Annotated in this window: 24 protein-coding genes; 6 read left to right on the forward strand and 18 right to left on the reverse strand. The window is 73.7% G+C overall.

Annotated features, from left to right (window positions below; translation table 11 throughout):
- The first annotated feature begins 77 nt into the window (after positions 1-77).
- Both ACFP2E_RS05290 and ACFP2E_RS05295 read left to right on the forward strand, forming a co-directional pair.
- Positions 78-512: an SRPBCC family protein gene (locus tag ACFP2E_RS05290; RefSeq protein ID WP_378521556.1), complete on the forward strand. Its 435-nt coding sequence runs from the start codon at positions 78-80 to the stop codon at positions 510-512.
- A 75-nt stretch (positions 513-587) separates the two neighbouring features.
- On the forward strand, positions 588-1202 hold the full coding sequence (locus ACFP2E_RS05295; RefSeq protein ID WP_378521557.1) for an alpha-ketoglutarate-dependent dioxygenase AlkB: 615 nt from the start codon (positions 588-590) through the stop codon (positions 1200-1202).
- Positions 1203-1254: 52 nt separating this feature from the next.
- Here ACFP2E_RS05295 and ACFP2E_RS05300 read toward each other — a convergent pair whose 3' ends face one another.
- The 9 genes from ACFP2E_RS05300 to ACFP2E_RS05340 all read right to left on the reverse strand — a co-directional run bounded on the left by ACFP2E_RS05300 (position 1255) and on the right by ACFP2E_RS05340 (position 11789).
- On the reverse strand, positions 1255-2043 hold the full coding sequence (locus tag ACFP2E_RS05300) for an SRPBCC domain-containing protein (RefSeq protein ID WP_378521558.1): 789 nt from the start codon (positions 2041-2043) through the stop codon (positions 1255-1257).
- 10 nt (positions 2044-2053) lie between these two features.
- Positions 2054-2908 (reverse strand): FAD binding domain-containing protein, encoded by an 855-nt coding sequence (locus tag ACFP2E_RS05305; RefSeq protein WP_378521559.1) that lies wholly within the window; start codon positions 2906-2908, stop codon positions 2054-2056.
- Positions 2905-5388, reverse strand: a complete 2484-nt coding sequence (locus ACFP2E_RS05310; RefSeq protein WP_378521560.1) for a xanthine dehydrogenase family protein molybdopterin-binding subunit — start codon at positions 5386-5388, stop codon at positions 2905-2907. Before ACFP2E_RS05310 ends, ACFP2E_RS05305 begins: the two co-directional genes overlap by 4 nt.
- Positions 5385-5885 (reverse strand): (2Fe-2S)-binding protein, encoded by a 501-nt coding sequence (locus ACFP2E_RS05315; RefSeq protein ID WP_378521561.1) that lies wholly within the window; start codon positions 5883-5885, stop codon positions 5385-5387. The genes ACFP2E_RS05310 and ACFP2E_RS05315 overlap by 4 nt, the downstream gene beginning before the upstream one ends.
- 112 nt (positions 5886-5997) lie before the next feature.
- Positions 5998-7251, reverse strand: a complete 1254-nt coding sequence (locus ACFP2E_RS05320; RefSeq protein WP_378521562.1) for a transcriptional regulator — start codon at positions 7249-7251, stop codon at positions 5998-6000.
- Between the two features lie 126 nt (positions 7252-7377).
- Complete coding sequence (locus tag ACFP2E_RS05325; protein WP_378521563.1) at positions 7378-8460, reverse strand: alpha/beta hydrolase family protein; 1083 nt, start codon at positions 8458-8460, stop codon at positions 7378-7380.
- 47 nt (positions 8461-8507) lie between these two features.
- The gene (locus ACFP2E_RS05330) at positions 8508-9740 is read right to left on the reverse strand and encodes an XdhC family protein (RefSeq protein ID WP_378521564.1); all 1233 of its coding nucleotides are present in this window, start codon (positions 9738-9740) and stop codon (positions 8508-8510) included.
- Positions 9733-10869, reverse strand: coding sequence for a VWA domain-containing protein (locus ACFP2E_RS05335; RefSeq protein ID WP_378521565.1), 1137 nt, complete (start codon positions 10867-10869; stop codon positions 9733-9735). Before ACFP2E_RS05335 ends, ACFP2E_RS05330 begins: the two co-directional genes overlap by 8 nt.
- The gene (locus ACFP2E_RS05340) at positions 10866-11789 is read right to left on the reverse strand and encodes an AAA family ATPase (RefSeq protein WP_378521566.1); all 924 of its coding nucleotides are present in this window, start codon (positions 11787-11789) and stop codon (positions 10866-10868) included. Before ACFP2E_RS05340 ends, ACFP2E_RS05335 begins: the two co-directional genes overlap by 4 nt.
- A gap of 103 nt (positions 11790-11892) precedes the next feature.
- Between ACFP2E_RS05340 and ACFP2E_RS05345 the strand changes: the two genes are divergently transcribed.
- Positions 11893-12249: a DUF3253 domain-containing protein gene (locus ACFP2E_RS05345; RefSeq protein WP_378521567.1), complete on the forward strand. Its 357-nt coding sequence runs from the start codon at positions 11893-11895 to the stop codon at positions 12247-12249.
- Here the strand turns inward: ACFP2E_RS05345 and ACFP2E_RS05350 are convergent.
- The 7 genes from ACFP2E_RS05350 to ACFP2E_RS05380 all read right to left on the reverse strand — a co-directional run bounded on the left by ACFP2E_RS05350 (position 12246) and on the right by ACFP2E_RS05380 (position 18700).
- Positions 12246-13181, reverse strand: a complete 936-nt coding sequence (locus tag ACFP2E_RS05350) for an aminoglycoside phosphotransferase family protein (protein ID WP_378521568.1) — start codon at positions 13179-13181, stop codon at positions 12246-12248. The genes ACFP2E_RS05345 and ACFP2E_RS05350 overlap by 4 nt on opposite strands.
- Positions 13178-13762, reverse strand: a complete 585-nt coding sequence (locus ACFP2E_RS05355; protein ID WP_378539286.1) for an NTP transferase domain-containing protein — start codon at positions 13760-13762, stop codon at positions 13178-13180. The genes ACFP2E_RS05350 and ACFP2E_RS05355 overlap by 4 nt, the downstream gene beginning before the upstream one ends.
- A gap of 39 nt (positions 13763-13801) precedes the next feature.
- On the reverse strand, positions 13802-14425 hold the full coding sequence (locus ACFP2E_RS05360) for a hypothetical protein (protein ID WP_378521570.1): 624 nt from the start codon (positions 14423-14425) through the stop codon (positions 13802-13804).
- Entirely contained in the window at positions 14422-14973 is a 552-nt protein-coding gene (locus ACFP2E_RS05365) for an RNA polymerase sigma factor (protein WP_378521571.1), read from the reverse strand. The genes ACFP2E_RS05360 and ACFP2E_RS05365 overlap by 4 nt, the downstream gene beginning before the upstream one ends.
- A gap of 145 nt (positions 14974-15118) precedes the next feature.
- A complete protein-coding gene (gene groL, locus ACFP2E_RS05370) occupies positions 15119-16747 on the reverse strand; it encodes a chaperonin GroEL (RefSeq protein WP_378521572.1) in 1629 nt (542 codons plus the stop codon).
- A 240-nt stretch (positions 16748-16987) separates the two neighbouring features.
- A complete protein-coding gene (locus tag ACFP2E_RS05375) occupies positions 16988-17836 on the reverse strand; it encodes a RimK family alpha-L-glutamate ligase (RefSeq protein WP_378521573.1) in 849 nt (282 codons plus the stop codon).
- Between the two features lie 9 nt (positions 17837-17845).
- The gene (locus tag ACFP2E_RS05380) at positions 17846-18700 is read right to left on the reverse strand and encodes an SGNH/GDSL hydrolase family protein (protein WP_378521574.1); all 855 of its coding nucleotides are present in this window, start codon (positions 18698-18700) and stop codon (positions 17846-17848) included.
- Between the two features lie 125 nt (positions 18701-18825).
- Between ACFP2E_RS05380 and ACFP2E_RS05385 the strand changes: the two genes are divergently transcribed.
- The 3 genes from ACFP2E_RS05385 (at position 18826) to ACFP2E_RS05395 (ending at position 21768) form a co-directional block, all read left to right on the forward strand.
- The gene (locus tag ACFP2E_RS05385) at positions 18826-19185 is read left to right on the forward strand and encodes a YciI family protein (protein ID WP_378521575.1); all 360 of its coding nucleotides are present in this window, start codon (positions 18826-18828) and stop codon (positions 19183-19185) included.
- Between the two features lie 325 nt (positions 19186-19510).
- Positions 19511-20461 (forward strand): RNA polymerase sigma factor, encoded by a 951-nt coding sequence (locus ACFP2E_RS05390; protein ID WP_378521576.1) that lies wholly within the window; start codon positions 19511-19513, stop codon positions 20459-20461.
- A 47-nt stretch (positions 20462-20508) separates the two neighbouring features.
- Positions 20509-21768 carry a DUF2157 domain-containing protein gene (locus ACFP2E_RS05395; protein WP_378521577.1) on the forward strand — a complete coding sequence of 420 codons (1260 nt, stop codon included), beginning with the start codon at positions 20509-20511 and terminating at the stop codon, positions 21766-21768.
- Positions 21769-21777: 9 nt separating this feature from the next.
- Here ACFP2E_RS05395 and ACFP2E_RS05400 read toward each other — a convergent pair whose 3' ends face one another.
- On the reverse strand, positions 21778-22053 hold the full coding sequence (locus tag ACFP2E_RS05400; protein WP_378521578.1) for a MoaD/ThiS family protein: 276 nt from the start codon (positions 22051-22053) through the stop codon (positions 21778-21780).
- A 53-nt stretch (positions 22054-22106) separates the two neighbouring features.
- A complete protein-coding gene (gene thrC / locus ACFP2E_RS05405) occupies positions 22107-23414 on the reverse strand; it encodes a threonine synthase (RefSeq protein WP_378521579.1) in 1308 nt (435 codons plus the stop codon).
- Between the last annotated feature and the right edge of the window lie 4 nt (positions 23415-23418).

Below are 23418 nucleotides of genomic sequence, written 5' to 3' on the forward strand. Positions count from 1 at the left end.
CACCCCCGAGGAGCAGCCCCTCCACGGGAGTGCCTCAGCCGGGACCCCTCCGTTGGTGTCGGGCGTAGGTTCGTGGCATGCACGTGGAGCGCACGATCACCGTCCCCCGGTCCACCGAGGCCGTCTTCGACTACCTCGCCGACTTCACCAGCACCAACGACTGGGACCCGGGCACGGTGGAGACCACCCGTACGGCCGGCGACGGCGGCGTCGGGACGACGTACGCCAACACGTCGGAGTTCATGGGGCGCCGCACGTCGCTGACCTACGAGACGCTCGCGCATGAGCGGCCCCAGCGGGTGCAGTTCCGCGGCCGCAACAGCACCGCCACCGCGACCGACACCATGACGTTCACCGACACCGGCGACGGCACCCGCGTCCACTACCGGGCCGACTTCGACTTCCGCTTCCCGATCAACCTGGTGGCGCCGCTGCTGATCCGCGGGCGGCTCGAGAAGCTGGCCGACGAGGTGGCGGACAACCTCGAGCAGCAGCTTCTCCAGCTGCCCTGAGGGCCGCTGGAAGCTCGCCGCGCCGACCTCCCGCACATCGAACAGGTGTTCGAGATCCGTGCTAGCGTGGTGGACGTGGACTTCCAGGGCACGCTCTTCAGCACCGCCGTGGCCGACCGCGTCTCCTTCGCCGGCCTGGTGCGCACCGACCTCGGCAGCGGCGCCTGGCTCGACGTCTGCCGCGACTGGCTGCCCGAGGCCGACGACGTCTTCACGGCGCTGCTCGCCGACGTGCCGTGGCGGGCCGAGCGCCGCGAGATGTACGACCGCGTGGTCGACGTCCCCCGGCTGCTGCACACCTACGGCGTCGGCGAGGCGCTGCCCCACCCGGCGCTGACACAGGGACGCGAGGCGCTCTCGGAGCACTACCTCCCCGAGCTGGGCGAGCCGTTCGTGACCGCCGGCTGCTGCTACTACCGCGACGGCAACGACAGCGTCGCCTGGCACGGCGACCGGATCGGGCGCGGCCGCGACCACGACACGATGGTCGCGATCGTCTCCGTGGGCGACCCCCGCCGGCTCGCTCTGCGGCCGCGGGGCGGCGGCGAGGCGCTCTCGGTCGAGATGGGCCACGGCGACCTGCTCGTCATGGGCGGCTCCTGCCAGCGCACCTGGGACCACGCCGTCCCCAAGGTCGCCCACGCCGGGCCGCGGATGTCGGTGCAGTTCCGACCGCGCCACGTCTTCTGACAGGTCGGGTGGCTGAGGCCGTCACGGGTGACGGCCTCAGCCACTCGACCGGCTACCGGTTCCGGCGGGACACGAGCCACCACAGGCCCAGCAGGACCGCCAGCGCCCCCGCGACCGGCTTCCAGTAGCTCTTCACGAGCACCGGCAGCACCGTTGCCCCGAGGTCGAGGGCGTCGTCCTCGGAGGCCGACCGCTGGGTGCCCGGCCGTTCGGCGCGCGGCGGCGGCGCCGAGCGCGGCGCCCGCCCGGCCTCGTGTGGCGGGGCCGCGGCAGCCTGGGCGTCCCCACCTGACGGCGCCGAGGCCGGTCCGGCGTCCGCATCCCCCGGCGGGGCCGCGACGGCCGCCGCCCCTGTCGGGACCGAGGCCGGTCCGGCGTCCTGGTCGACCGCCTCGGGCTGGGCCCCCAGCCGCATCTCGAGGCAGGCCACGAACTGCCCGAGCAGCTTGTCGGAGACGTCCTGCATGACGCCGCGGCCGAACTGCGCCGGCTTGCCGGTGATCGCGAGGTCGGTCCGGACGTCGACGTCGGTCGCGCCGCCGGCATCGGCCATGCTGAGGATGACCGTGGCGCCGGCGGTGCCGTTGCCGCGCTTGTCCTTCCCCTTGGCCTCGACCACGAACCGGTGTGCCGCGTCGTCCTTCTCGACGAACGAGCCGGACCCGTTGTAGACGAGCGCGACCGGGCCGAGCTTGACCTTGCACGAGCCGGTGAAGGAGTCGTCCTCGACCCCGGTGACCGTGGCGCCGGGGAAGCACTCCGCCAGCGACACGATGTCCTGGAAGTGCTCCCACGTCTCCCCCACCGGGGTGGGGACGGTGAAGCGGTGCGTCAGCTCCATGCCACCCCCGTCAGGCCCCGGCCGCCGCCAGTACCGCGCGCCGCGTCAGCACCGTGGCGAGGTGGCGTCGGTAGTCGGCGGCCCCGTTGAGGTCGGACGGCGGGTCGGTGCCCTCGGCCGCCCGGGCGGCTGCCTCGCGTACGGCGTCCTCGGTGGCCGGCCCACCCCGCAGCGCGTCCTCGACCAGCCGCGCCCGCACTGGCGTGGACCCCATGTTGGTGAGCCCGACCCGCGCCTCGGCGATGGTGCCGCCCTCGACGCGCACCGCCGCGGCCACCGCCACGATCGGCCACTGGTGCGCGACGCGCACGAACTTCTCGTAGTGCGCCCCCCAGCCGGTGCGCTTGGGGATCCGGACCTCGGTGAGGATCTCGTCGTCGGCGATGGCGGTCTCGAAGAGGTCGACGAAGAAGTCGTCCGCCACGACCGTGCGGGTCCCACCCTGCCCGGCGATGACGAACTCCGCCCCCAGCGCCAGCGCCGGCGCTCCGAGGTCGCCGGCAGGGTCGGCGTGGGCGAGCGCACCACCGAACGTGCCACGGTGCCGGATCTGCACGTCGGCGAGGTGCTCGACGGCCTTGGTCAGCAAGGTGGCGTGCTCCGCGACCAGCGGGTCCGACCCCACCGTGGAGTGGGGGGTCATCGCCCCGATCACGATCGCGTCGCCCTCCTCGCGGATGCCGCGCAATGACTCGATCCGGCCCAGGTCGATGACGACCTCAGGCGCGTTGAGGCGCATCCGCAGCACCGGCAGCAGGCTCTGCCCGCCGGCGAGGATCTTGGCGTCGTCGCCGTGCTCGGCGAGCGCTGCGAGGGCCTCCTCGACGGTGGCGGGGGCGACGTAGTCGAACTCGGCGGGGATCACTGGCCGTCTCCCTTCGTGCCGGACGCACTGTCGGCGCCCGGTTCGGACTGGTCGAAGTGGGGCATCGCCGCCCCGGCAGTACCGCCGCCGGCGCCGGCGTCGTTGATCGCGCGCCACACCCGCTCCGGCGTGCACGGCATCCGTACGTCGTTCACCCCGAGGTGCCGCACGGCATCCACGACCGCGTTGACGACCGCGGGCGTCGACGCGATGGTGCCGGCCTCGCCGATCCCCTTGGCCCCGAGCTGGGTCTTGGTCGCGGGAGAGGTGGTGTGGCCCGTCTCGTAGGAGATCGTGTCGGCCGCGGTCGGCAGCAGGTAGTCGACCAAGGACCCGGTCACCAGCGTGCCGGCGTCGTCGTACACCGCCTCCTCCCACAGCGCCTGGGCGATGCCCTGGGTGAGGCCACCGTGGACCTGCCCCTGCACGATCAGCGGGTTGATGATGTTGCCGATGTCGTCGACGCAGACGTACTTGCGCAGCTTCACGCCGCCGGTCTCGGTGTCGACCTCCGCCGCGCACAGGTGGGTACCGTGCGGGAAGCTGAAGTCGACCGGGTCGTAGGTCGAGGCGGCGTCCAGCGACGGCTCCATCCCCTCGGGGAAGTTGTGGGCGGTGAACGTCGCCAGCGCGACCTCGGTCAGCGCCATGCCCTGCTCGGTCCCCCGGACCGTGAACCTGCCGTCGGTGAACTCCAGGTCGTCGACCGAGGCCTCGAGCAGGTGGGCTGCGATCGGCTTCGCCTTCTCGATCACCTTGTCCGCGGCGCGGACGACGGCCTCGCCGCCGACCGCGAGCGACCGGGAGCCGTAGGTGTCCAGGCCCTTGGCGGCCACCTGGGTGTCACCGTGCAGCACCTCGATGTCCTCGAACGGGATGCCGAGCCGGTCGGCGACGATCTGGCTGAAGGCGGTCTCGTGCCCCTGTCCGTGGGCGGAGGCGCCGGTGATGACCTCGACCTTGCCGGTGGCGAGCATCCTGATCTCGGCGTGCTCCCAGCCGCCGGCGCCGTAGTCCAGCGCCGCCAGGATCCGGGAGGGGGCGAGCCCGCACATCTCCGTGAACGTCGACACCCCGATACCGAGCTGTACGGGGTCGCCGGCCTCGCGGCGCCGCTTCTGCTCGGCACGCAGGTCGTCGTACCCGAACATCTCCTTGGCGCGCTCGGTGGCGGCCTCGTAGTTGCCGGAGTCGTACTGCAGGCCTGCGACGGTGTCGAAGGGGAACTCGTCGTGGCGGATCCAGTTCTTCTCGCGGATCTCCAGCGGGTCCACACCGACCTCGGCGGCCAGCTCGTCCATCATCCGCTCGATCGCGAACGTCGCCTCGGGCCGGCCGGCGCCGCGGTAGGCGTCCGTCCACGTCTTGTTGGTGAGCACCGTCTGGCAGGAGAACCGATAGGCGGGGAACTTGTAGATCCCGTTGAACATGAAGGCGCCGAGGACCGGGGTGCCACCGCCGAGCAGGGCCACGTGCGAGCCGAGGTCGACCAGCAGGTCGACCTTGAGCCCCGTCACCGTCCCGTCGCTGCGGGCCGCCAGGGTCAGCCGCTGCCACTGGTCCCGGCCGTGGTGGCAGGCGACCATCGTCTCCGACCGCGTCTCGGTGTACTTCACGGGCTTGCCGAGGCGACGGGCGAGCACCATGGTCAGGTACTCCTCCGGCGTGGTCTGGAGCTTGCCGCCGAAGCCGCCGCCCACGTCGGGGGCGATCACCCGGATCTTCGACTCGGGGATGCCGAGCACGGCCGCCAGCAGGAACCGCAGGATGTGCGGGATCTGGGTCGCCGACCACATGACGACCTGCTCGCCCGTCGGGTCGACGACGACCGACCGCGGCTCCATGAAGGCGGGCACCAATCGCTGCTGCCGGAGCTCGCGCTCGATGAGGATGCCGCCGTCGCGGGCCTCGGCGATCGCCTTCTCGACGTCCCCGCCGGTCCCGGCCTCACCCGAGTCGAAGACCCAGAGGGCGGACTTGTTGGTGCCGAGGTCCGGGTGGGCGAGGGCTCCTCCGGCCTGGTCGGCCTCCGCAGCCTCCTTGAGGTCGAGCGCGGCCGGCAGCTCCTCGTACTCCACGTCGACCAGCTCGACGGCGTCGCGCGCCTCGGCCGCGGACCTCGCGACCACCACCGCGACGATCTCGCCGGCGAACGTGGCCCGGTCGATCGCGACCGGCGGGTGGGCCGGCGTCTTCTGGTCCGGCGTGATCGGCCAGGCGTTCGGCACCGAGCCCTGCTCGTCGCCGAGGTCGGCACCGGTGATGACGTCGACGACGTTCGGCGCGGCCTTCGCCGCGGTGGTGTCGATGCCGGTGATCCGCGCGTGGGCGAAGGGGCTGCGCACCATCGCGAGGTGCAGCATGCCGGGCAGCGTGATGTTGTCGGTCCAGCGGGTGCGGCCGGTGATGAGGCGCTGGTCCTCCTTGCGACGCCGGTCGCGGCCGATCTCGCGCTCGACGCGGTCCTGGGTGGCGGTCATGCCCGCACCCCCTCGGCGGCCCCCTCGGACTCACGCTGTCCGGCGTTGGCCGCGAGCTGCACGGCCTTCACGATGTTCTGGTAGCCCGTGCAACGGCACAGGTTGCCCTCGATGCCGAGCCGGATCTCCTCCTCCGACGGGTCGGGGTTGTCGTTGAGGAGGTCGATCGACTGCATGATCATGCCCGGGGTGCAGTAGCCGCACTGCAGTCCGTGGCACTCGCGGAAGGCCTCCTGCACCGGGTGGAGGGTGCCGTTGCTGGCGAGCCCCTCGACCGTGGTGACCTCGCGACCGTCGGCCTGCACGGCCAGCATGTTGCAGGACTTCACGCTGCTCCCGTCGAGGTGGACGGTGCACGCTCCGCAGTTGCCGGTGTCGCACCCGACGACGGTGCCGGTCTTGCCGAGCTTCTCGCGCAGGTACTGCACCAGCAGCATCCGCGGCTCCACGTCGTCGGAGACGTTGGCTCCGTCGACGGTGAGGTTGATCCGGGTCATGGCGGCTCCTCCAGGGACCAGATGGGCTGACCTGTGATGCCCGTCACGCTAGGACCGCCCGGTTGGCGAAAGGTTGGTCCTCCCGGGGGTACCGTCTGCGGCTCCCCGGAGGTCAGCGGCGGGCGACCGCGAGCCGGCCCTTGAGGAGCGGCGCGGCAGGGTGCGGGCGGCCGGCCAACCCGGCCAGGCAGGCCTCGATCACGGCGGCGTCGTACGGCGCGAGCTCGCTGTAGCGCAGCACCGCCTGCGGGTCGGGGTCGGCGAGCAGCGCCTCGCGGACGCTGACGGCGAGGTACTCGGCGAGCTCGACCAGGGCGGGGGCGTCGGTGCCGGGCAGCAGGTCGCCGCCGTACGCCGCCACCGCCTCGCGGACCCGGCCGCGGCCGAGCAGCGCGAGCACGTCCTCGACGTCGGTGCGCACCGGCAGCGTCAGCCGGTAGGGGCGGGACGCGAGCTGGCCGCCGAGCGCGTGGCGCAGGTGGGAGACCTCGGCCTTGAGCGTCGACAGCGTCACCGCGTGGTCGCCGTAGAGCAGGGCGTGGAGCTGCTCGACCGACAGCCCCTCGGGGTGCACGGTCAGCAGCGTCAGGATCTCGGTCTGCCGCCGGTTGAGCAGCAGCCGGGCCCCGTCGAGCCAGGCCTCGGCGGTGCCGAGCACGGAGAGCACCAGCCCGGGGTCCTCCGGCCCCGGGCAGTCCGTCACGACCCGGCCCCCCGGCCAGCCGCGGGTCCAGGTGTCGGAGCGGGGCATCGCGGTCTCGATCAGCCGCGCCATGACCCGGGCCGTCGCGAGCCCTATCGGGTGGGTGCGGTCCCAGGTCGTCGACAGGTCGATCACGCCGATCTGCTCACCGGACACGGGGTCGTGGAGCGGCGCCGCCCAACACACCCAGTTGTGCACCATCTCGGCGTAGTGCTCGGCGCTGAACACCATCGACGGCTCGCCGGTGCGGCTGCTGATCGCCAGCGCGTTGGTGCCGACGCTGGCCTCGTCCCACCGACCGGCCGGCACGAAGTTCACCGTCTCCGCCTTGCGGCGCATCACCCGGCCGCCGTAGGTCCACAGGATCCGGGTCTCGGCGTCGGTCACCGCGATGACGAGGTCGCCGTCCTCGGCGGTACGCCGCAGCTCTCCCTCGACCGCCTCCACCGCGCGCTGCAGCGGGGTGTCGTGCCACCGCGTCGTGGTGTCGGCCTCGTCGGCCAGCGGGGCGGCGTCGACGTCGGGGGCCACCCCCTCGGACAGCCGCCACGAGCGCAGGATCTCCGGGCGCACCCGCGTGTCGTCGCCGGACTCCACGAAGCTGGTCCACGCGCGCACGGCCGCGACCCGGCGGGCCTGGAGCTCGTCGCGCGCTGTGGTCATGGTCGTCCAGACTGTCGGGGCCCGGCGGGGCCGTCGGTGGCTGGCCGTGCTGCGGCCAACCTAGCGGCGCGGGCGTGGTGCCGGAACCGACCAAGGACCCCCGATCCGCGGCCGGTCAGCGCCGGGTCAGCCACGGTTCGGGCCGAGCTCGCGACGCAGGAACCGCACGGTCGCCTCGATCGAGTCCTGCCACTGCGGCACGAACGCGTGCCGCTCCCCCTCGTAGACCTCCAGCCGACTGTCGGCCCCTGCCTCGGTCAGCAGCCGCTGCGTGGTCCGGGCCCATGGGAACGGGCAGGTCTCGTCGGCCGTGCCGTGGTGCATCAGCACCGGCTCTGTCACGCGGTCGAAGTGGGTGCGCGACGACAGGCCGCGGTAGAACGCGGGCTCCTCGCGCGGCGTACCGAAGCGTGCGAACAGCGACTCCACCGCCTCCGGCCGGTTGCGCTGGGTGAAGTGGCGCAGGTTCGTGAGGAACCGCGAGCTCACCGACGCGTACACCACGGCCGCGTCCACCAGCCCCGGCCGGACCACGAGGGCGTTGAGGGTGACCCCGCCCCCCATCGAGCGGCCGAGCATCGCCATCCGGTCGCCGTCGACGTACGGCTCCCGCTTGAGCGCCCGCACCGCGTTGATCGCGTCGAGCGTGTAGCCCAGCCGGGTCTCCCGGTCCCGCGCCGGGATCGGGTCGGAGCGGGCGTGGCCGCGGTAGTCGGTGTGCAGCACCACGAAGCCGGCCCGCGCCAGCCAGTCCTGCTCGCGGGCCAGCCCCTGGCCGGTGACGTAGAACGCCGGGTCGATGTAGCCGTGGTTGAGCACGATCCCGGGGAACGGCCCGCGCCCGCGCGGCCGCAGCAGCACGCCGGAGACGGTCAGGTCGCCGCTGCGGTAGGTCACCTCGTGCCGGGTGTACGCCGCCGCGGCGCCCTGCAGCCGCTGGAACCTCACCCGGGTCGGGCCGAGCCGCTGCCGCATCAGCGCGGCGAGCGAGACCCGGTGCCGGACCGGCGGCAGCCGGTCGGCCCGGTTGCCGCCGGCGCCGGTCGTGGCACCGTCGTCGGGCTCCTGGGTCGGGGTGGGGTCGGGCAGCGGCTCGGGCGAGGCCGAGTCGGCCGGGCTCTCGACCGCGGACGGCGACGGCCGCGGTGACGCGGGCGAAGGACCGGAGGTGGCGTCCGAGCAGGCGACCAGTCCGGAGGCGACGAGCACGAGCCCGACCAGTCCCGCAGGACGAACGTGCCGCGGCGACCGCACCGTCAGTCCCGGACGGCGGGCGGCGCGTCGAGCTGGTGGGTGGCCGCCCCATGGATCCGGCCCCGGGTGCTGCTGAGCCGCTCCCCGGAGCCGCCCCAGCGACCCGCCACGATCTCGGCGGCGATGCTGATGGCCGTCTCCTCGGGGGTGCGGGCCCCGAGGTCGAGGCCGATGGGGCTGGACAGCCGGGTGAGCTCCTCGTCGGTCAGCCCGGCCTCGCGCAGCCGCGCCATCCGGTCCTCGTGGGTGCGCCGCGAGCCCATGGCGCCCACGTAGGCGACCTCGGGCAGCCGGAGCGCCACCTCGAGCAGCGGCACGTCGAACTTGGGGTCGTGGGTGAGCACGGCGATCACCGTCCGCTGGTCGATCGTGCCGGCCTCGACCTGCTTCCCGAGGTAGCGGTGGGGCCACTCGACGACGACCTCGTCGGCGTCGGGGAAGCGGGTGCGGGTCGCGAACACCGGCCGGGCGTCGCACACGGTGACGTGGTAGCCGAGGAAGCTCCCCACCCGGGCGACCGCGGCCGCGAAGTCGATGGCGCCGAAGACCAGCATCCGCGGCTTGGGCGCGAACGCCCACACGAAGACCCGCATGCCCTCGCCCCGCCTCTCGCCGTCGGGCCCGTAGGTCAGCGTCGCGTTGTGGCCCGCCGCCAGCAGCCCCAACGCGTCGTCGCGGACCGCGTCGTCGGCCCGGGCGCTGCCGAGGGTTCCCGTGGATGCGGATAGTTCGTGACGTTCGGGTCGCTCATCGGCCGTTTCCGCGACCCGATCGTCACGAACTACCCGGTCGGCCCCATCCGGCCGCACGACCATCCGCCGCCCCAGCCAGGCCGGGTCGGGGTGCTCGATGACGGTGGCGAGCGCAACCGGCCGGCCGGCCTCCACGTCGCCGGCGATCTCGCCGAGCTCGGGGAAGGTCTGGCGGTTCACCTTCTCGACGAACACGTCGAGGATGCCGCCGCAGGTCAGCCCCACGGCGAACGCGTCGTCGTCGGAGACGCCGTACCGCTGCAGGACGGGGACACCGGACTCGACGACGGACTCGCCGAGCTCGTAGACGGCGCCCTCGACGCAGCCGCCGGACACCGACCCGACGGCGCTGCCGTCCGGGCCGACGAGCATCGAGGCCCCGGCGGGGCGCGGGGCGGACTGGAAGGTCGCGACCACGGTGCCGACGCCGACGGTCTCGCCGGCGCGCCACCAGGTCAGCAGCTCGGGAAGGACGTCACGCACGGGACACCAGCTCCGTCAGCTCGGCGAAGGTGGCCAGGGAGTGCCCGGCCACGAAGTGGTCGATGTGGGGCAGCGCGGCCACGACGCCCTGCTGGACCGGCTCGTAGCCGTGCTTGCCGCGGTGCGGGTTGACCCACACGACGCGGTGCGCGATCCGCTGCAGCCGCGCCATCTGGGTCGCGAGCAGCTCCGGGTCGCCGCGCTCCCAGCCGTCGCTGAAGACCACGACCACGGCGCCGCGCGCCATCCCCCGCTGCCCCCAGCGGTCCAGGAAGAACCGCAGCGTCTCCCCCAGCCGGGTGCCGCCGGACCAGTCGGGGACCGTCTCGCCGGCGGCGACGATCGCGCGCTCGGGGTCGCGGTGCCGCATCGCCCGGGTGACGTGGGTGATCCGGGTGCCGACGGTGAACACCTCGACCGCGCCGGGCGCGGTCGCCACCCACCGCTGCGCCAGCCGGAGCAGCGCGTCTGCGTAGGCGCTCATCGACCCGGACACGTCGACGAGCAGCACGACCCGGCGGGCGCGGGTGCCGCGACGCCGCCACGCGATCTCGCCCGGCTCCCCCATCCGGCGCAGGCTGCGCCGCAGGGTGCGGGAGGCGTCGACCTCGCCGCGGTGCCAGGCGCGGTGCCGGGCGGTACGCCGGACGGGCGGCCGCAGCTCGAGGGTCGCGAACATCGCGGCGAGCCGCTGCTTCTCGGCGGCGGACATGGCGGCCACGTCGCGGTGGCGCAGCACCTCGGTGGCACTGGCCGCGGCCCGCACCACCTCCTGGTCGTCGGCCTCCCCCTCACCACCCTCGGGCTCCGCGTCCGGGAAGCCGAGCACCGGCGACTGCGACGGCGCGCCGGACCGCGGCCGGGGCAGCCCGTCGCGGCTGAGGAACCACGCCTCGAACACCTGGTCGTAGCGGGCCAGGTCGTCGGGGCCGGCGCACAACGTCGCGCGGCCGGCAGTGTAGGTGGCCCGCTGGTCGTCGAGCCCCACCACCGCGACGGCCCGCAGGAACGACTGCGCCCGGTCCTGGGTGACCGGCACGCCCGCGGCCCGAAGCGCCCGGGTGAAGCCGAGCAGCAGCTCGTCGGCGTGGTGCCGGGCAGGGGGCGCAGCGGGCGCGGCTGAGGTCATGGCTGCAGCATCCGGTCGAGGGCCTGCTTCACCCGCTCACTGTCCTCGCGGTACTTCACGAGGGCCCCGAGGGTCGCCGAGGCCGCGGCGAGGTCGACCTCGCTGGTGCCGAGGTGCTGCAGCGCCCGCGCCCAGTCGAGCGTCTCGGCCACCCCGGGCGGCTTGAGCAGGTCGCCGCGCTGCCGCAGCTGCTGGACCAGCTGCACGACCTGCCGGCCGAGCGCCTCGCTGACCTCGGGGGCACGGGAGCGCACGATCTCCAGCTCGCGCTCGAGGCCCGGGTGTTCGATCCAGTGGTAGAGGCAGCGCCGCTTGAGGGCGTCGTGGAGCTCGCGGGTGCGGTTGGAGGTGAGCACGACGATCGGCGGCGTCGCGGCGCGGACGGTGCCGAGCTCGGGAATGGTCACCTGGTACGTCGAGAGCACCTCGAGCAGGAACGCCTCGAACTCGTCGTCGGCTCGGTCGACCTCGTCGACCAGCAGCACGGCAGGGCTCTCCTGGAGCGCCTGCAGCACCGGCCGGGCGAGCAGGAAGCGGGCGTCGTACAGGCTCTTCTCGGCCTCCTCGACGGTGCTGTCGGCCGCGGCACCCGCGACCGCCTCGAGGGCCCGCAGGTGCAGGATCTGGCGCGGGAAGTCCCAGTCGTAGAGCGCCTGGGTGGCGTCGATGCCCTCGTAGCACTGCAGCCGCACCAGCGGCAGGTCGAGCGCCTCCGCGACCGCCTCGGCCAGGGCAGTCTTGCCGGTGCCCGGCTCGCCCTCCAGCAGCAGCGGCCGCTCCATCCGCAGCGCGAGGTAGACGACCGTGGCAAGGGCGTCGTCGCACAGGTAGCCGGTGCGGCCCAGCCGCTCGGCCACGGCGGCGACGTCGGGGACGCCGGCACCCGCGAGGTCGGCGGATGCTTCGCTCTGGTCGTCCATGCGCCCAGACTATGCGGGCGGTGTTGGCCGGGGGTTGGACACTGTCCGGGTGGGCAGGGCGCGCAGGACCAGTGGCGAGGGCGGCGACGACCGGGAGCCGAAAATGTGCGCCTCCTGCGGCCGCGAGATCTTGTGGCGCAAGAAGTGGGAGCGCGACTGGGACCAGGTGCGCTACTGCTCGACCGCCTGCCGCCGCCACGGCGTGACCGCCACCGACCGCGCCCTGGAGGCGGCGATCCTCGACCTGCTCGGCCGGCGTGCCCGCGGGGCCACGATCTGCCCGTCCGACGCGGCGCGGGCCGTGGACTCCGGTGAGGACGAGGGCTGGCGCGACCTGATGGAGCCGGCGCGGCGGGCGGCCCGGCGACTGGTCGCGGCGGGCGAGGTCGAGATCACCCAGGGCGGCCGGGTGGTCGACCCGTCGACCGCACGGGGCGCGATCCGGATCCGCCGCGCCTAGACGAGCGCGCCCGCGGTCTCCAGCAGGGGCGCCCCGACCTTCGGCGCACCGAACGAGGTGACGTAGAGCCCCGTCGAGACCCGCTCGACGAACCCCCAGTCCCAGATCCGCTGCTCGGGCAGCCCGGTGCCGTCGGCGAGCACCCGGGCGTACCCCTCGAGCACGCCCCGGGCGTCGGCGCCGCGCAGCCGCCCGCTCCAGTCGCGCAGCGCCACGCCCGCGTCGTACGCCGGGTCGGCGCGGACGCCGTCGGGGTCGACGAAGACGTACCCGGATCCGCCGCCCGGCCGCGGCGCCGGGAGCCGCAGCGCGTTCGCCGGGTGCGGGTCGCCGTGGGCTACGACGCAGGCCGCCGGGTCGAAGTCCGCGGCCAGGCGCTCCGCGAGCCGCAGCGCGTGCTCGACGGCCCGTGGCTGCGCGGCGTGGTCGAGCCGCCGGTCGAGGTCGGTGATCAGCCGGTGCAGCACCGAGGCGCGGTCCTCGCCGGGCGCGACGGCCTGGGCGTGGTCGAGCGGCAGCTGCCACGCCTCGCGCAGCGTCGCCGCGAGCACCCGCAGCTTCTCCTCCGGAGGCAGCGGCGTGTGCTCGAGCGAGGTGCCGAGCCGCTCGAGCAGCAGCGCGCGACGTTCGGCGTCGTGGGCGTGGAGCCGCACGTAGCCGTGGCCGTCCGCGGGGCCGAGCACCCGGCTCTCGTCGGCGAGGTCACCGTCGGGCACCAGCACCTTGACCACCCGCTCGTCGCCGTCGGCGGTCCGGGCGGCGACGACGTACGACGCGCTGCCGCCGGGCAGGCCGCGCCCCAGCGTGAGCGACCAGCACTCAGTGAGCTCGGCGAGCAGGCCGGGCAGCCGGTCGACCCAGCGGGCACCGGCGCCGCCCAGGGAGCCCACGCGGGCGCGGGTCAGCGGCTGCAGCCGGATCCGGTGGGTCACGGGGCGGTGGGGTCGGGGGTGTGGGGGGCAGGGGTGTCGCGGTCGGCGCCGGTGGCGAGGTCGCCGCACTCGACCAGCCGGACCTCGCGGCCGGCGAGGTAGTCGCGGGCGCCCCGGTCGCCGGTGGCGGTGTCACGCACACCCCCCCAGTGGTCGCGGCCCAGCACCACTGGGTGGCCGGGCACCCCGTCGTACGCCGCGCGGGCCAGCGTGGCCCGGTCGGCGCCGGTGGCCAGCAGCCGGGCGAGCACCTCGGCGGTCAGGTCGGGCAGGTCGACAAGGGTGACCACCGCAGCATCCGCGTCCCCGCCGGCCAGGGCGGCCAGGCCGGCACGCAGCGAGGCGCCCATCCCCTCGGCCCAGTCCTCGGCGACCACGACGCCGGCCTGCTCGTCGGCGAGCAGGTCGCGGGCGCGCCCGGCTCCGGCACCGAGCACGACGGTGACGTCGTCACAGCCGCCGTCCCGCAGCACCGCCGCGGCCCGCCGCAGCCAGGACCCGTCGGTGTCGTGCACCAGCGCCTTGGGCCCGCCCATGCGGGTCCCGGCGCCGGCGGCCAGCAGCAGCCCGTGCACACTCACCCGGCCAGTCTGGCAGCCGGGACCCGGCGGCCGGCCGGCTCAGCCGTCGAACGCCTCGGCGTACAAGGCCGCGAGCTCGTCGTCGTACTGGGCGCTGAAGCCGCAGATCATGACCTGCCCGTCGTTGGCGGCGACCAGGTAGCGGCCACCCTCCTCGAACTCCACCGAGACCAGCAGCTGGGCGAGGTCGCGGTCGGGCGCGGTGACGGTCACGAGGTCGGTCTCCTCGCCGGCGTACCACTGGGTGGGCGCGAGGGTGACCATGCCCTCGCTGATCTCCTGCACCTCACCGTCGAAGGCGACCTGGGCGTTGGACAGGACCGCGGCGGTCGGCACCATGCAGCGGGCACCGTTGGGCGCCGGGGCCTGCAGCTGGGTGACGCTGGTGTCGTCGGGGGACGGCGCGACCTCCTGGGCACCGTCGTCGCCGTTCAGGAAGAGGAACCCGCCGGCGACGGCGATCACCACCGCAGCGGCAGCCGCGACCACCCAGGTGAGCGGGCTGCGGTCGTGGGTGCCGGTCTCGCGGGACTCGTCGGTCACGTCGTGGCTCATGGTGCTCTCCAGGAGTCGGGCGACCCGGTCCGGGTCGGTGGGCGGCAGGTCGGCGGCAGGGTCGGCCGCGCGCAGCCGCTCACGCAGCTCGTCGTCACGGTCGGTCACCGTCGCCTCCCCTCTGTCGTCCCTTCATGTCCGGACCCCGTACCCCGCTTTCGCAGCTCCTCCCGCAATTTCTCGCGGGCGCGGTGGAGCCGCAGGTTGGCGGCGTTCACGGTGAGGTCGAGGACGGCCGCGATCTCGGTCGGCGTCAGCTGCTCCCACGCCCACAGTCGCAGCAGCTCGGCGTCCTGCGGGCGCAGCCTGGCCAGCGCCGCCGACAGGTCCGGGTCGGGGTCGGCCGCCGGCGGAGCGGCCTCGCGGGGCGGGTCCACGGTGGCGATCCGGGCGGCCAGCCGGCGCCGACGCCGCTCCCCGCGCTCAGCATTGGCCAGGCAGTTGCGGGCCACGCCGTAGGCCCACGGCAGCGCCTCCCCCGGCACGTCGTCGAGGCGGCGCCAGCACACCAGCAGCGTCTCGGCGAGCACGTCCTCCGCGGTGTCGGGGTCGGAACGCCGCACCAGGAACCGCCGCACCGGCTCCATCACCTCGCCGGCGAGCCGCTCGAAGCGCTCCCGCCGCCCGCGGTCGGCGACGTCGGTCTCGGCAGGCACGTCCCCATCCTTGCGGAAACCTCGCCCCGGAAATGGCAGCAGGGCCCCCGCCGAAGCGGAGGCCCTGCTGTTTGTGCTGGCGGACGTCATACGTTCCGGTCGCTATAGCGCTCGGTTCGTATGACGTCTCGCGGAGCGGTGGGACTCAGAAGTCCATGCCGCCCATGCCGCCGGTCGGGTCGCCACCCATGGGGGCGGCCTTCTCCGGCTTGTCGGCCACGACGGCCTCGGTGGTGAGGAACAGCGCGGCGATCGACGCGGCGTTCTGCAGCGCCGAGCGGGTCACCTTGGCGGGGTCGAGGATCCCGGCCGAGATCATGTCGACGTACTCGCCGGTGGCGGCGTTGAGACCGTGCCCAGCCGTGAGGCCGCGCACCTTCTCCGCCACGACGCCGCCCTCGAGACCGGCGTTGACCGCGATCTGCTTGAGCGGGGCCTCGGTGGCCGCGCGAACGATGTTGGCACCGGTGAGCTCGTCGCCCTCCAGCTCCAGCTTCTCGAAGGCCGCGTCGGCAGCCTGCACCAGGGCGACGCCACCGCCGGCGACGATGCCCTCCTCGACGGCCGCCTTCGCGTTGCGAACGGCGTCCTCGATGCGGTGCTTGCGCTCCTTGAGCTCGACCTCGGTGGCCGCGCCGACCTTGATGACGGCCACGCCGCCGGCCAGCTTGGCGAGGCGCTCCTGGAGCTTCTCGCGGTCGTAGTCCGAGTCGGACTTCTCGATCTCGGCGCGGATCTGGTTGACCCGGCCCTCGATCTGGGCGGCGTCGCCGGCACCCTCGACGATGGTGGTCTCGTCCTTGGTGATGACGACCTTGCGGGCCTGGCCGAGCAGCTCGACGCCGGCGTTCTCGAGCTTGAGGCCGACCTCCTCGCTGATGACCTGGCCACCGGTCAGGATCGCGATGTCCTGCAGCATGGCCTTGCGGCGGTCACCGAAGCCCGGGGCCTTGACGGCGACGGACTTGAAGGTGCCGCGGATCTTGTTGACGACCAGCGTGGACAGCGCCTCGCCGTCGACGTCCTCGGCGATGATGACCAGCGGCTTGCCGGACTGCATGACCTTCTCGAGCAGCGGCAGCAGGTCCTTGACCGAGGAGACCTTGGAGTTGGCGATGAGGATGTAGGGGTCCTCGAGGACCGTCTCCATGCGCTCCGGGTCGGTGACGAAGTACGCCGAGATGTAGCCCTTGTCGAAGCGCATGCCCTCGGTGAGCTCGAGGTCGAGCCCGAAGGTGTTCGACTCCTCGACGGTGATGACGCCTTCCTTGCCGACCTTGTCCATCGCCTCGGCGATGATCTCGCCGACGGTGGTGTCGGCGGCGGAGATCGACGCGGTCGCGGCGATCTGCTCCTTGGTCTCGACGTCCTTGGCCATGCCGAGCAGCTGCTCGGACACCGCGCCGACGGCGGTCTCGATGCCGCGCTTGAGGCCCATCGGGTTGGCACCCGCGGCCACGTTGCGGAGGCCCTCGCGGACCATCGCCTGGGCGAGGACCGTCGCGGTCGTGGTGCCGTCACCGGCCACGTCGTCGGTCTTCTTGGCGACTTCCTTGACGAGCTCGGCCCCGATCTTCTCGTAGGGGTCCTCCAGCTCGATCTCCTTGGCGATCGACACACCATCGTTGGTGATGGTGGGCGCGCCCCACTTCTTCTCGAGGACGACGTTGCGACCCTTGGGGCCCAGCGTCACCTTCACCGCGTCGGCGAGCGTGTTCATGCCACGCTCGAGGCCGCGGCGGGCCTCCTCGTTGAACGCAATCAGCTTCGGCATAACTCCTGCGATTCCTCACGCCTAGAGTTCGTGGACGGAGTCGGAGGGCTGCCCGCGACGGACGATCCGGCTGTCCCGGCGGACCCTTCCCGCCGGCGCTGGTGGACCTCAACCAACCGATCCGGTTTGTCACTCTCATGCTAAGAGTGCCAGCTCAATGTTTAGCACTCGGGGTGGGCGAGTGCAAACGATCCGTCCGCCGGTCCAGCGGGCCCTCCCGCTCCGACCGGCCGGGCGGGATCAGGCCAGCCGGGCGGCGAGCAGGTCGGCGAAGGCGGCCGCGTTGTCAGGGATCACGTCGAGGTAGAGCCCCGGCTCGATGAGCTCGAGCTCGCTCACGACCAACCGGCCGTCGTGGCGCATCATGTCGACCCGGGCGTACGCCGGCACCTCGCCGAAGCGAGAGCCCACCACCGCCACGGCGCGTTCGGCGAGCTCGAGCGCCTCTGGATCGAGCTGCACCGGGCGCGACCCGCCGCCGTACAGCTCGTGGACACGGATCTCCCCCTCGGCCGGCAGCTTGTCGACCTGGGCCGTGGCGTGCCCCTCGAGCACGAACACCGAGGTCTCCCCCTCGGTGCGGACCGACTCGACGAGCGGCTGCACGACCCACGGGGAGGCGGTGAGCCCCTCGAGCCGCTGGTCCTCGAGGCTCTCGGCCACGACCACACCGACGCCGCCGGCGCCGGTACGAGGCTTGACGACGACGGCGCCGTGCTCGGCCAGTGCCGCAGTGAGGCCGGGCAGCAGGTTGGCGTCGTCGAGGAGGTCGGTCGGCACCACGGGAAGGTCGCCGAGGTCGGCGAGGTAGGCCTTGTCGGCGTTCCACGTGAACACGTCGGCACCGTTGAGCAGGGTCGTGACCTTCTCGACGTGGCGGGCCCAGGCCAGGAACTCGTCGAGCCGACGGTGGTAGTCCCACGTCGACCGCACCACCACCAGCCGCGCAGCCGCCCAGTCGACCTCGGGGTCGTCCCAGCGCTCCCAACGGGCGTCGACCCCGCGTCGCGCAAGCGCGGTCAGCAGGTGGTCTCCGCCCGGCTCGCCGTCGGGCATCAGGTTGAAGGTCGCGAGCAGTACGTCAGGCACGTTCCGACCCTAGACGTCGGCCGCCGAAGGCTCGGGAGCGGCCGGGGGGTCGGGTGCGTGGTGCCCGAACGGGATCCGGACGACCACGCCGAGCGCGGCGAGCACCGACGGCAGCATCGCCTTGGCCGTCCGCTTGTAGCCGTGCGCGCTGGGGTGGAACCGGTCGAGGCTGAACATCTCGTCGGGGTTGGTGATGAAGAACGGCCCCACGACGTCGGCCAGGGACACCACCCGCGCCCCGCACTCCAGCGCCGCCCGCCGCTGCGCCGCGGCGAGCTGCCGCGAGGCCCGGGAGCCGAGTGCCCGCAGCGGCTGCGGCACCGGCCGCAGCGCGCCGAGGTCCGGGCAGGTGCCGACCACCACCGCGGCGCCGAGCTCCTGCAGCCCCTCGATACAGGCGACGAGGTGGCGCACCGACTCGGCGACCGGCACCCGGTGGGTCACGTCGTTGCCGCCCACCACGATCACCGCCACCTCCGGCTGCACCCCCGCGGGCAGCGAGGCGAGCTGGTCGGCCAGCGCGCTGCTCTCCGACCCGACGACCGCGAGGGTGGTCAGTCGCACCGAGCGTCGCGCCGCCTTGTGGACGCCCTTGGCGAGGCGGGCGCCGAGCGTGCCCTTGGCCGTCTCGGCGCCGAGGCCGGCTGCGATCGAGTCCCCCAGGACGACGAGCTCGACGGTGTCGCCGAGGCTCTTCTTGTAGACCCGGTCCGCGTCCGGGGGCTCGTCGCCGAGCGGGTGCCCGATGAGCCGTCGGGCCGCGGCCGCCTGGCGGCGCAGCAGGTGGCGGGCCGTCAGGGACAGGCCGCCGCCGACGACGGCGGCGCCCCCGAGGACCACGGACGAGCGGCGCAGGATGCTCACCCGCGCAGTTCAACCATGCCCGGCCGACCCGGCCGCCAACACAAGGTGGCCGGCGGCTGTCGATTTCCCCGGGCCGGCTCCGTCATGGAGGTGCCAGACTCACCACGAACGCACGGGAGGAACCCATGACCGAGTACATCCTGCTCATCCCCGACGACGAGGAGCAGTGGGCCGCCAGGAGCGAGGACGAGCGGCAACGGACCTACGACCGGCACCGTGAGTTCGCCGCCGCGCTGGCCGCCCGCGGCCACAAGGTCACCGGCGGCGCGGAGCTCGCCCCCTCGAAGGAGGCCCGGACCGTACGCCGCCGCGACGGCGCCCTGCACGTCACCGAGGGCCCCTACGCGGAGGCGGTCGAGCAGCTCTCGGGCTTCTACCTGATCGAGAGCGACGACCTGGACGACCTCGTGGAGTGCGTCGGGATGCTCGCCGTGGACGAATCCCCGCTCGAGCTGCGCGCGTGCCGGGACGGGTCCTCGTCGTGATGCCGGGGCCGGCCTGACCGCGGCGTCCGACCAGCCGGCGCGGACCGCGCTCGACGCCGCCTGGCGCGACGAGTGGGGCCGGCTGCTGGCCCTGCTCGTCGCGCAGTTCCGCCGTCTCGACCTGACCGAGGACGGGCTGGCCGACGCCTTCGAGGCCGCCGCCCGCACCTGGCCGGACGGCGGCGTCCCCACCAACCCGCCGGCCTGGCTGCTCACCACCGCGCGGCGCCGCGTCGTCGACCGGCTGCGCTCGGAGGAGGCCGCGACCCGCCGGCTGCCGCTGCTCGCTGTCGAGGCCGAGCTGCAGGAGGAGGCGCAACGCGTCATGGCCGATGCCGGGGAGCCCGCCGGGGCGGTGCGCGACGAGCGGCTCCGGCTCGTGCTGCTGTGCGCGCACCCGGCGCTGGCCCCCGAGGCTGCCGCGGCGCTCACGCTGCGGCTGGTCCTCGGCCTGTCCACCGCCGACATCGCCCGGCTGTTCCTCGTCCGCGTCCCGACCATGGCGGCCCGGCTCACCCGGGCCCGCAAGCGGCTCGCCGGCGAGCGCTTCGAGGTGCCGTCCGGCGAGGCGCTCCACGAGCGGCTCCGGGTGGCCGCCGACGTCGCCTACCTCGCCTTCACCGCCGGGTACGCGCCGCCTTCCGGCGACGAGGTCCTCCGCGCCGACCTGGCGGGCGAGGCGGTGCGCCTCGTGCGCACGCTGCGGGAGCTGGCACCGCCGTCGGTCGAGCTCGACGCCCTGCTCGCGCTGGTGCTGCTCCAGCACGCGCGCCGCGACGCGCGCGTGGCCGACGGCGAGCTGGTGCTGCTGCCGGACCAGGACCGCAGCCGCTGGCACGACGACGAGGTCGACGAGGCGCTCGGGCTGCTCCGGCCGCACGTCGACGCCCCCGCCGGGCCCTACCTCCTGCAGGCCCTGGTCGCGGCCGAGCACGCGGTCGCGCCGACTGCTGCGGACACAGACTGGTCCCGGATCGCGGACCGCTACCGCGAGCTCGAGGCCCTCACCGGCTCCCCCGTCGTCCGGCTCAACCGGGCCGTCGCGGTCGCCGAGGCGGACGGGCCGCTGGCCGGCCTCGCCCTGCTCGACGGTCCCGGCGGGCTCGCCGAGGGCGCGCTCCCCGGGCACCGGCTGCCCGGCGTACGCGCCGAGCTGCTGCGGCGGGCCGGCCGGTACGCCGAGGCGAGGGACGCGTACGCCGCCGCGCTGACTGCCTGCGACAACGCTCCCGAGCGTCGCCACCTGGCCCGGAGGCTCCACACCTTGGGGATTTGAGCACTCGTACCCATGTGTCCGCCCTGCCACGGGGTCACGATGGGCCCATGAGCACCCTCCTTCCCCCGCGCCCCGCGTCGCCGCGCCAGCTCGAGTGGCTCGACGCCGAGGCCCGCGCCTGGGAGGCCTCGGGCCTCCTCCAGCAGGGCCAGGCCGACGCGATCCTCGCGAGCTACCAGGTCACCCGCCGCTTCACCATCGCCAAGCTGCTGCTGGGCCTCGGCGCCGCCTTCGTCGGCGTCGGCCTGATCTGGCTGGTCGGCGTCAACCTCGACCAGCTCCCGCCGGTGGCGCGCGTCGTGGTCGTCGGGTCGGTGTTCCTGGTGACCCTGGTCGCCGCCGAGTCCCTCGCGCTGCGCTGGCAGGACGTCGTCCCGAACCCGGTGGTCGCCGCGCTGCGGCTGGTCGCGGCGTTCGCGTGGGGCGCCACCATGCTGCAGGCCGCCTTCTCGTTCGAGGTCGACATCGAGCCGTGGCTGTTCGCCGTCTGGGGTGCCGGCGCGCTGCTCCACGGCTACCTGCGGCACGCGGCCCCGCCGCTGCTCGTGGGTGTCGGCGCGCTGGCCGGCTGGTGGTTCGGCGAGCTCGGCCCCGGGGACCCGACCGCGCTGGCGCTGGTGATCGCGATGGGGGTCGCGGCCACGATCTGCCTCGCGCTGGCCGCGGTCCACGAGCGCTGGTCGCCGAGCCTGGCCGTGCCGTGGCGCGAGGTGGGCGCCGGCATCGCGCTGGTGATGCTCTTCATCGCGGCGATGCCCACCAGCACCCGCGCGGACTTCGCCTGGGACGCCTGGCTGGTCGGCGGACCGCTGCTGGCGGCGGTGGCCTTCATCGCGGCGGGGGCGGGCGCCCAGGAGAGCGGGCGGCTCGAGCCCCTCGGGGCGCTGGTGGCCAGCCTGGTCGCCGTGGTGCTGGTGCTGTGGGACGCCGGCGCCGACGCCGCCGACCCGGTGACCGTGGTCGACTGGCTGCACGCGGGCGTCAGCGTCGCGGCGTACGTCGCACTCGCCGGCGGCGTGGCCGTGCTCGGCACGATCCGCGACAGCTGGCGACTGACGGCCCTGGCCACCGTGGCGCTGGTGGGCTTCACCACCGTCCAGGCGTTCGAGGTGTTCGGCGTGCTGGTCGAGGGCGCGTGGCTGTTCGTGGTGCTCGGCACCGTGTTCCTCGCGACCGGCTACCTCTTCGACCGGGCGCGCCGCCGCTTCGCCGCCAGCCTGGAGGAGCGGGAGGACACCGAGGACGCGGACGACGTCACCGGCGCGAACGGCGTCAACGGGAGGAACGGCAGCCCCACCCCCGCCTGACGGTCCGGGTCAGCCGCCGGCGACCGCGGGGATCACCGAGATCTGGGCGCCGTCCGGGGTGGCGGTGTCGAGGTGGTCGAGGAAGCGGACGTCGTCGTTGCCGACGTACACGTTGACGAACCGCCGCAGCTGGCCGGCCTCGTCGAGGATCCGGCCCTTGATGCCGGCGAACCGGCCGTCGAGGTCGTCGAGGACCTCGGCGAGGGTCCCGCCCTCGGCGGCCACCTCGGACTCCCCGCCGGTGTAGGTGCGCAGGATGGTGGGGATGCGGACGGAGACGCTCACGGTCGGTGCTCCTCGGTTCAGGTCTTGGCTGGTCTGAGCTGTGGTCGGGCTGGTCAGGCGATGCCGGTGGCCGCGAAGGCGTCGTACGACGGGTCGATGGTCGCCGCGGCGCCCACCGAGTCGGAGACGGCGTCGAGGGTCTTCAGGCCCATGCCGGTGTTGATGATGACGGTCTCGAGGGTCGGGTCGAGCTGGCCGGTCTCGACGAGCTTGCGGGTGACGCCGACGGTGGTGCCGCCGGCGGTCTCGGTGAAGATGCCCTCGGTCCGGGCCAGGGTGAGGATCCCCTCGCGCACCTCGTCGTCGGTGATGTCCTCGACGGCGCCGCCGGTCTGGCGGCAGATGTCGAGCACGTAGACGCCGTCGGCGGGGTTGCCGATCGCGAGGCTCTTGGCGATGGTGTCCGGCTTCACCGGCCGCACGACGTCGTGGCCCTCCTTGAAGGCGGCCGAGACCGGCGAGCAGCCGTTCGCCTGCGCCCCGAAGATCCGGTAGGGCTTGTCCTCGACGAGCCCGAGCGCGATCAGCTCCTGGAACGCCTTGTGGACCTTCGTGAGCTGCGACCCGGAGGCCACCGGGATCACGACCTGGTCGGGCAGCCGCCAGCCGAGCTGCTCGGCGATCTCGAAGCCGAGCGTCTTGGAGCCCTCGGCGTAGTAGGGCCGGACGTTGACGTTGACGAACGCCCAGCCGTCCTCCTCGCCGGCGATCTCGGAGGCGAGCCGGTTGACGTCGTCGTAGTTGCCGTTCACCGCGACCAGGTTCTCGGTGTAGACCGCCGAGTTGACCTGCTTCGGTTTCTCGAGGTTCGCGGGGATGAAGACGACCGTCTTGATGCCGGCGCGGGCGCCGGCGGCGGCGACGGCGTTGGCGAGGTTCCCGGTCGAGGGGCAGGCGAAGACCTTCGCGTTCAGCTCGCGGGCGGCGCTGAGCGCACAGGCGACGACGCGGTCCTTGAAGGAGTTGGTGGGGTTGGTGGAGTCGTCCTTCACCCACAGCTTCTCGATGCCGAGCTCGCGGCCGAGGTTGCGGGCCTCGAGGAGCCGGGTGAAGCCGGGCTCGGTGTTGGGGCTCTCCTCGATGTCGGCGGGCACCGGCAGCAGCGCCTTGTAGCGCCAGATGTTGCGGGGTCCTGCCTCGATCTCCTCGCGGGTGACGGCCGGGAACTCGTAGGCGATCTCGAGCGGGCCGAAGCACTCCGGACAGGCGTAGAACGGGCCGAGCGCGGTGCGGTGCCCGCACTCGCGGCACGACAGCGCGGTGGCGTGCCCGAAGGCGCCCTCCCGCAGGCCGGTCGTTCCCGTGGCGCCGGTGGTGTCGGTGGTGTCCGTGCCGGTCGAGTGGGCGACGAGGGTGCTCATGAGT

Source organism: Nocardioides sp. GCM10027114, from assembly GCF_042659625.1.
GTDB lineage: Bacteria > Actinomycetota > Actinomycetes > Propionibacteriales > Nocardioidaceae > Nocardioides.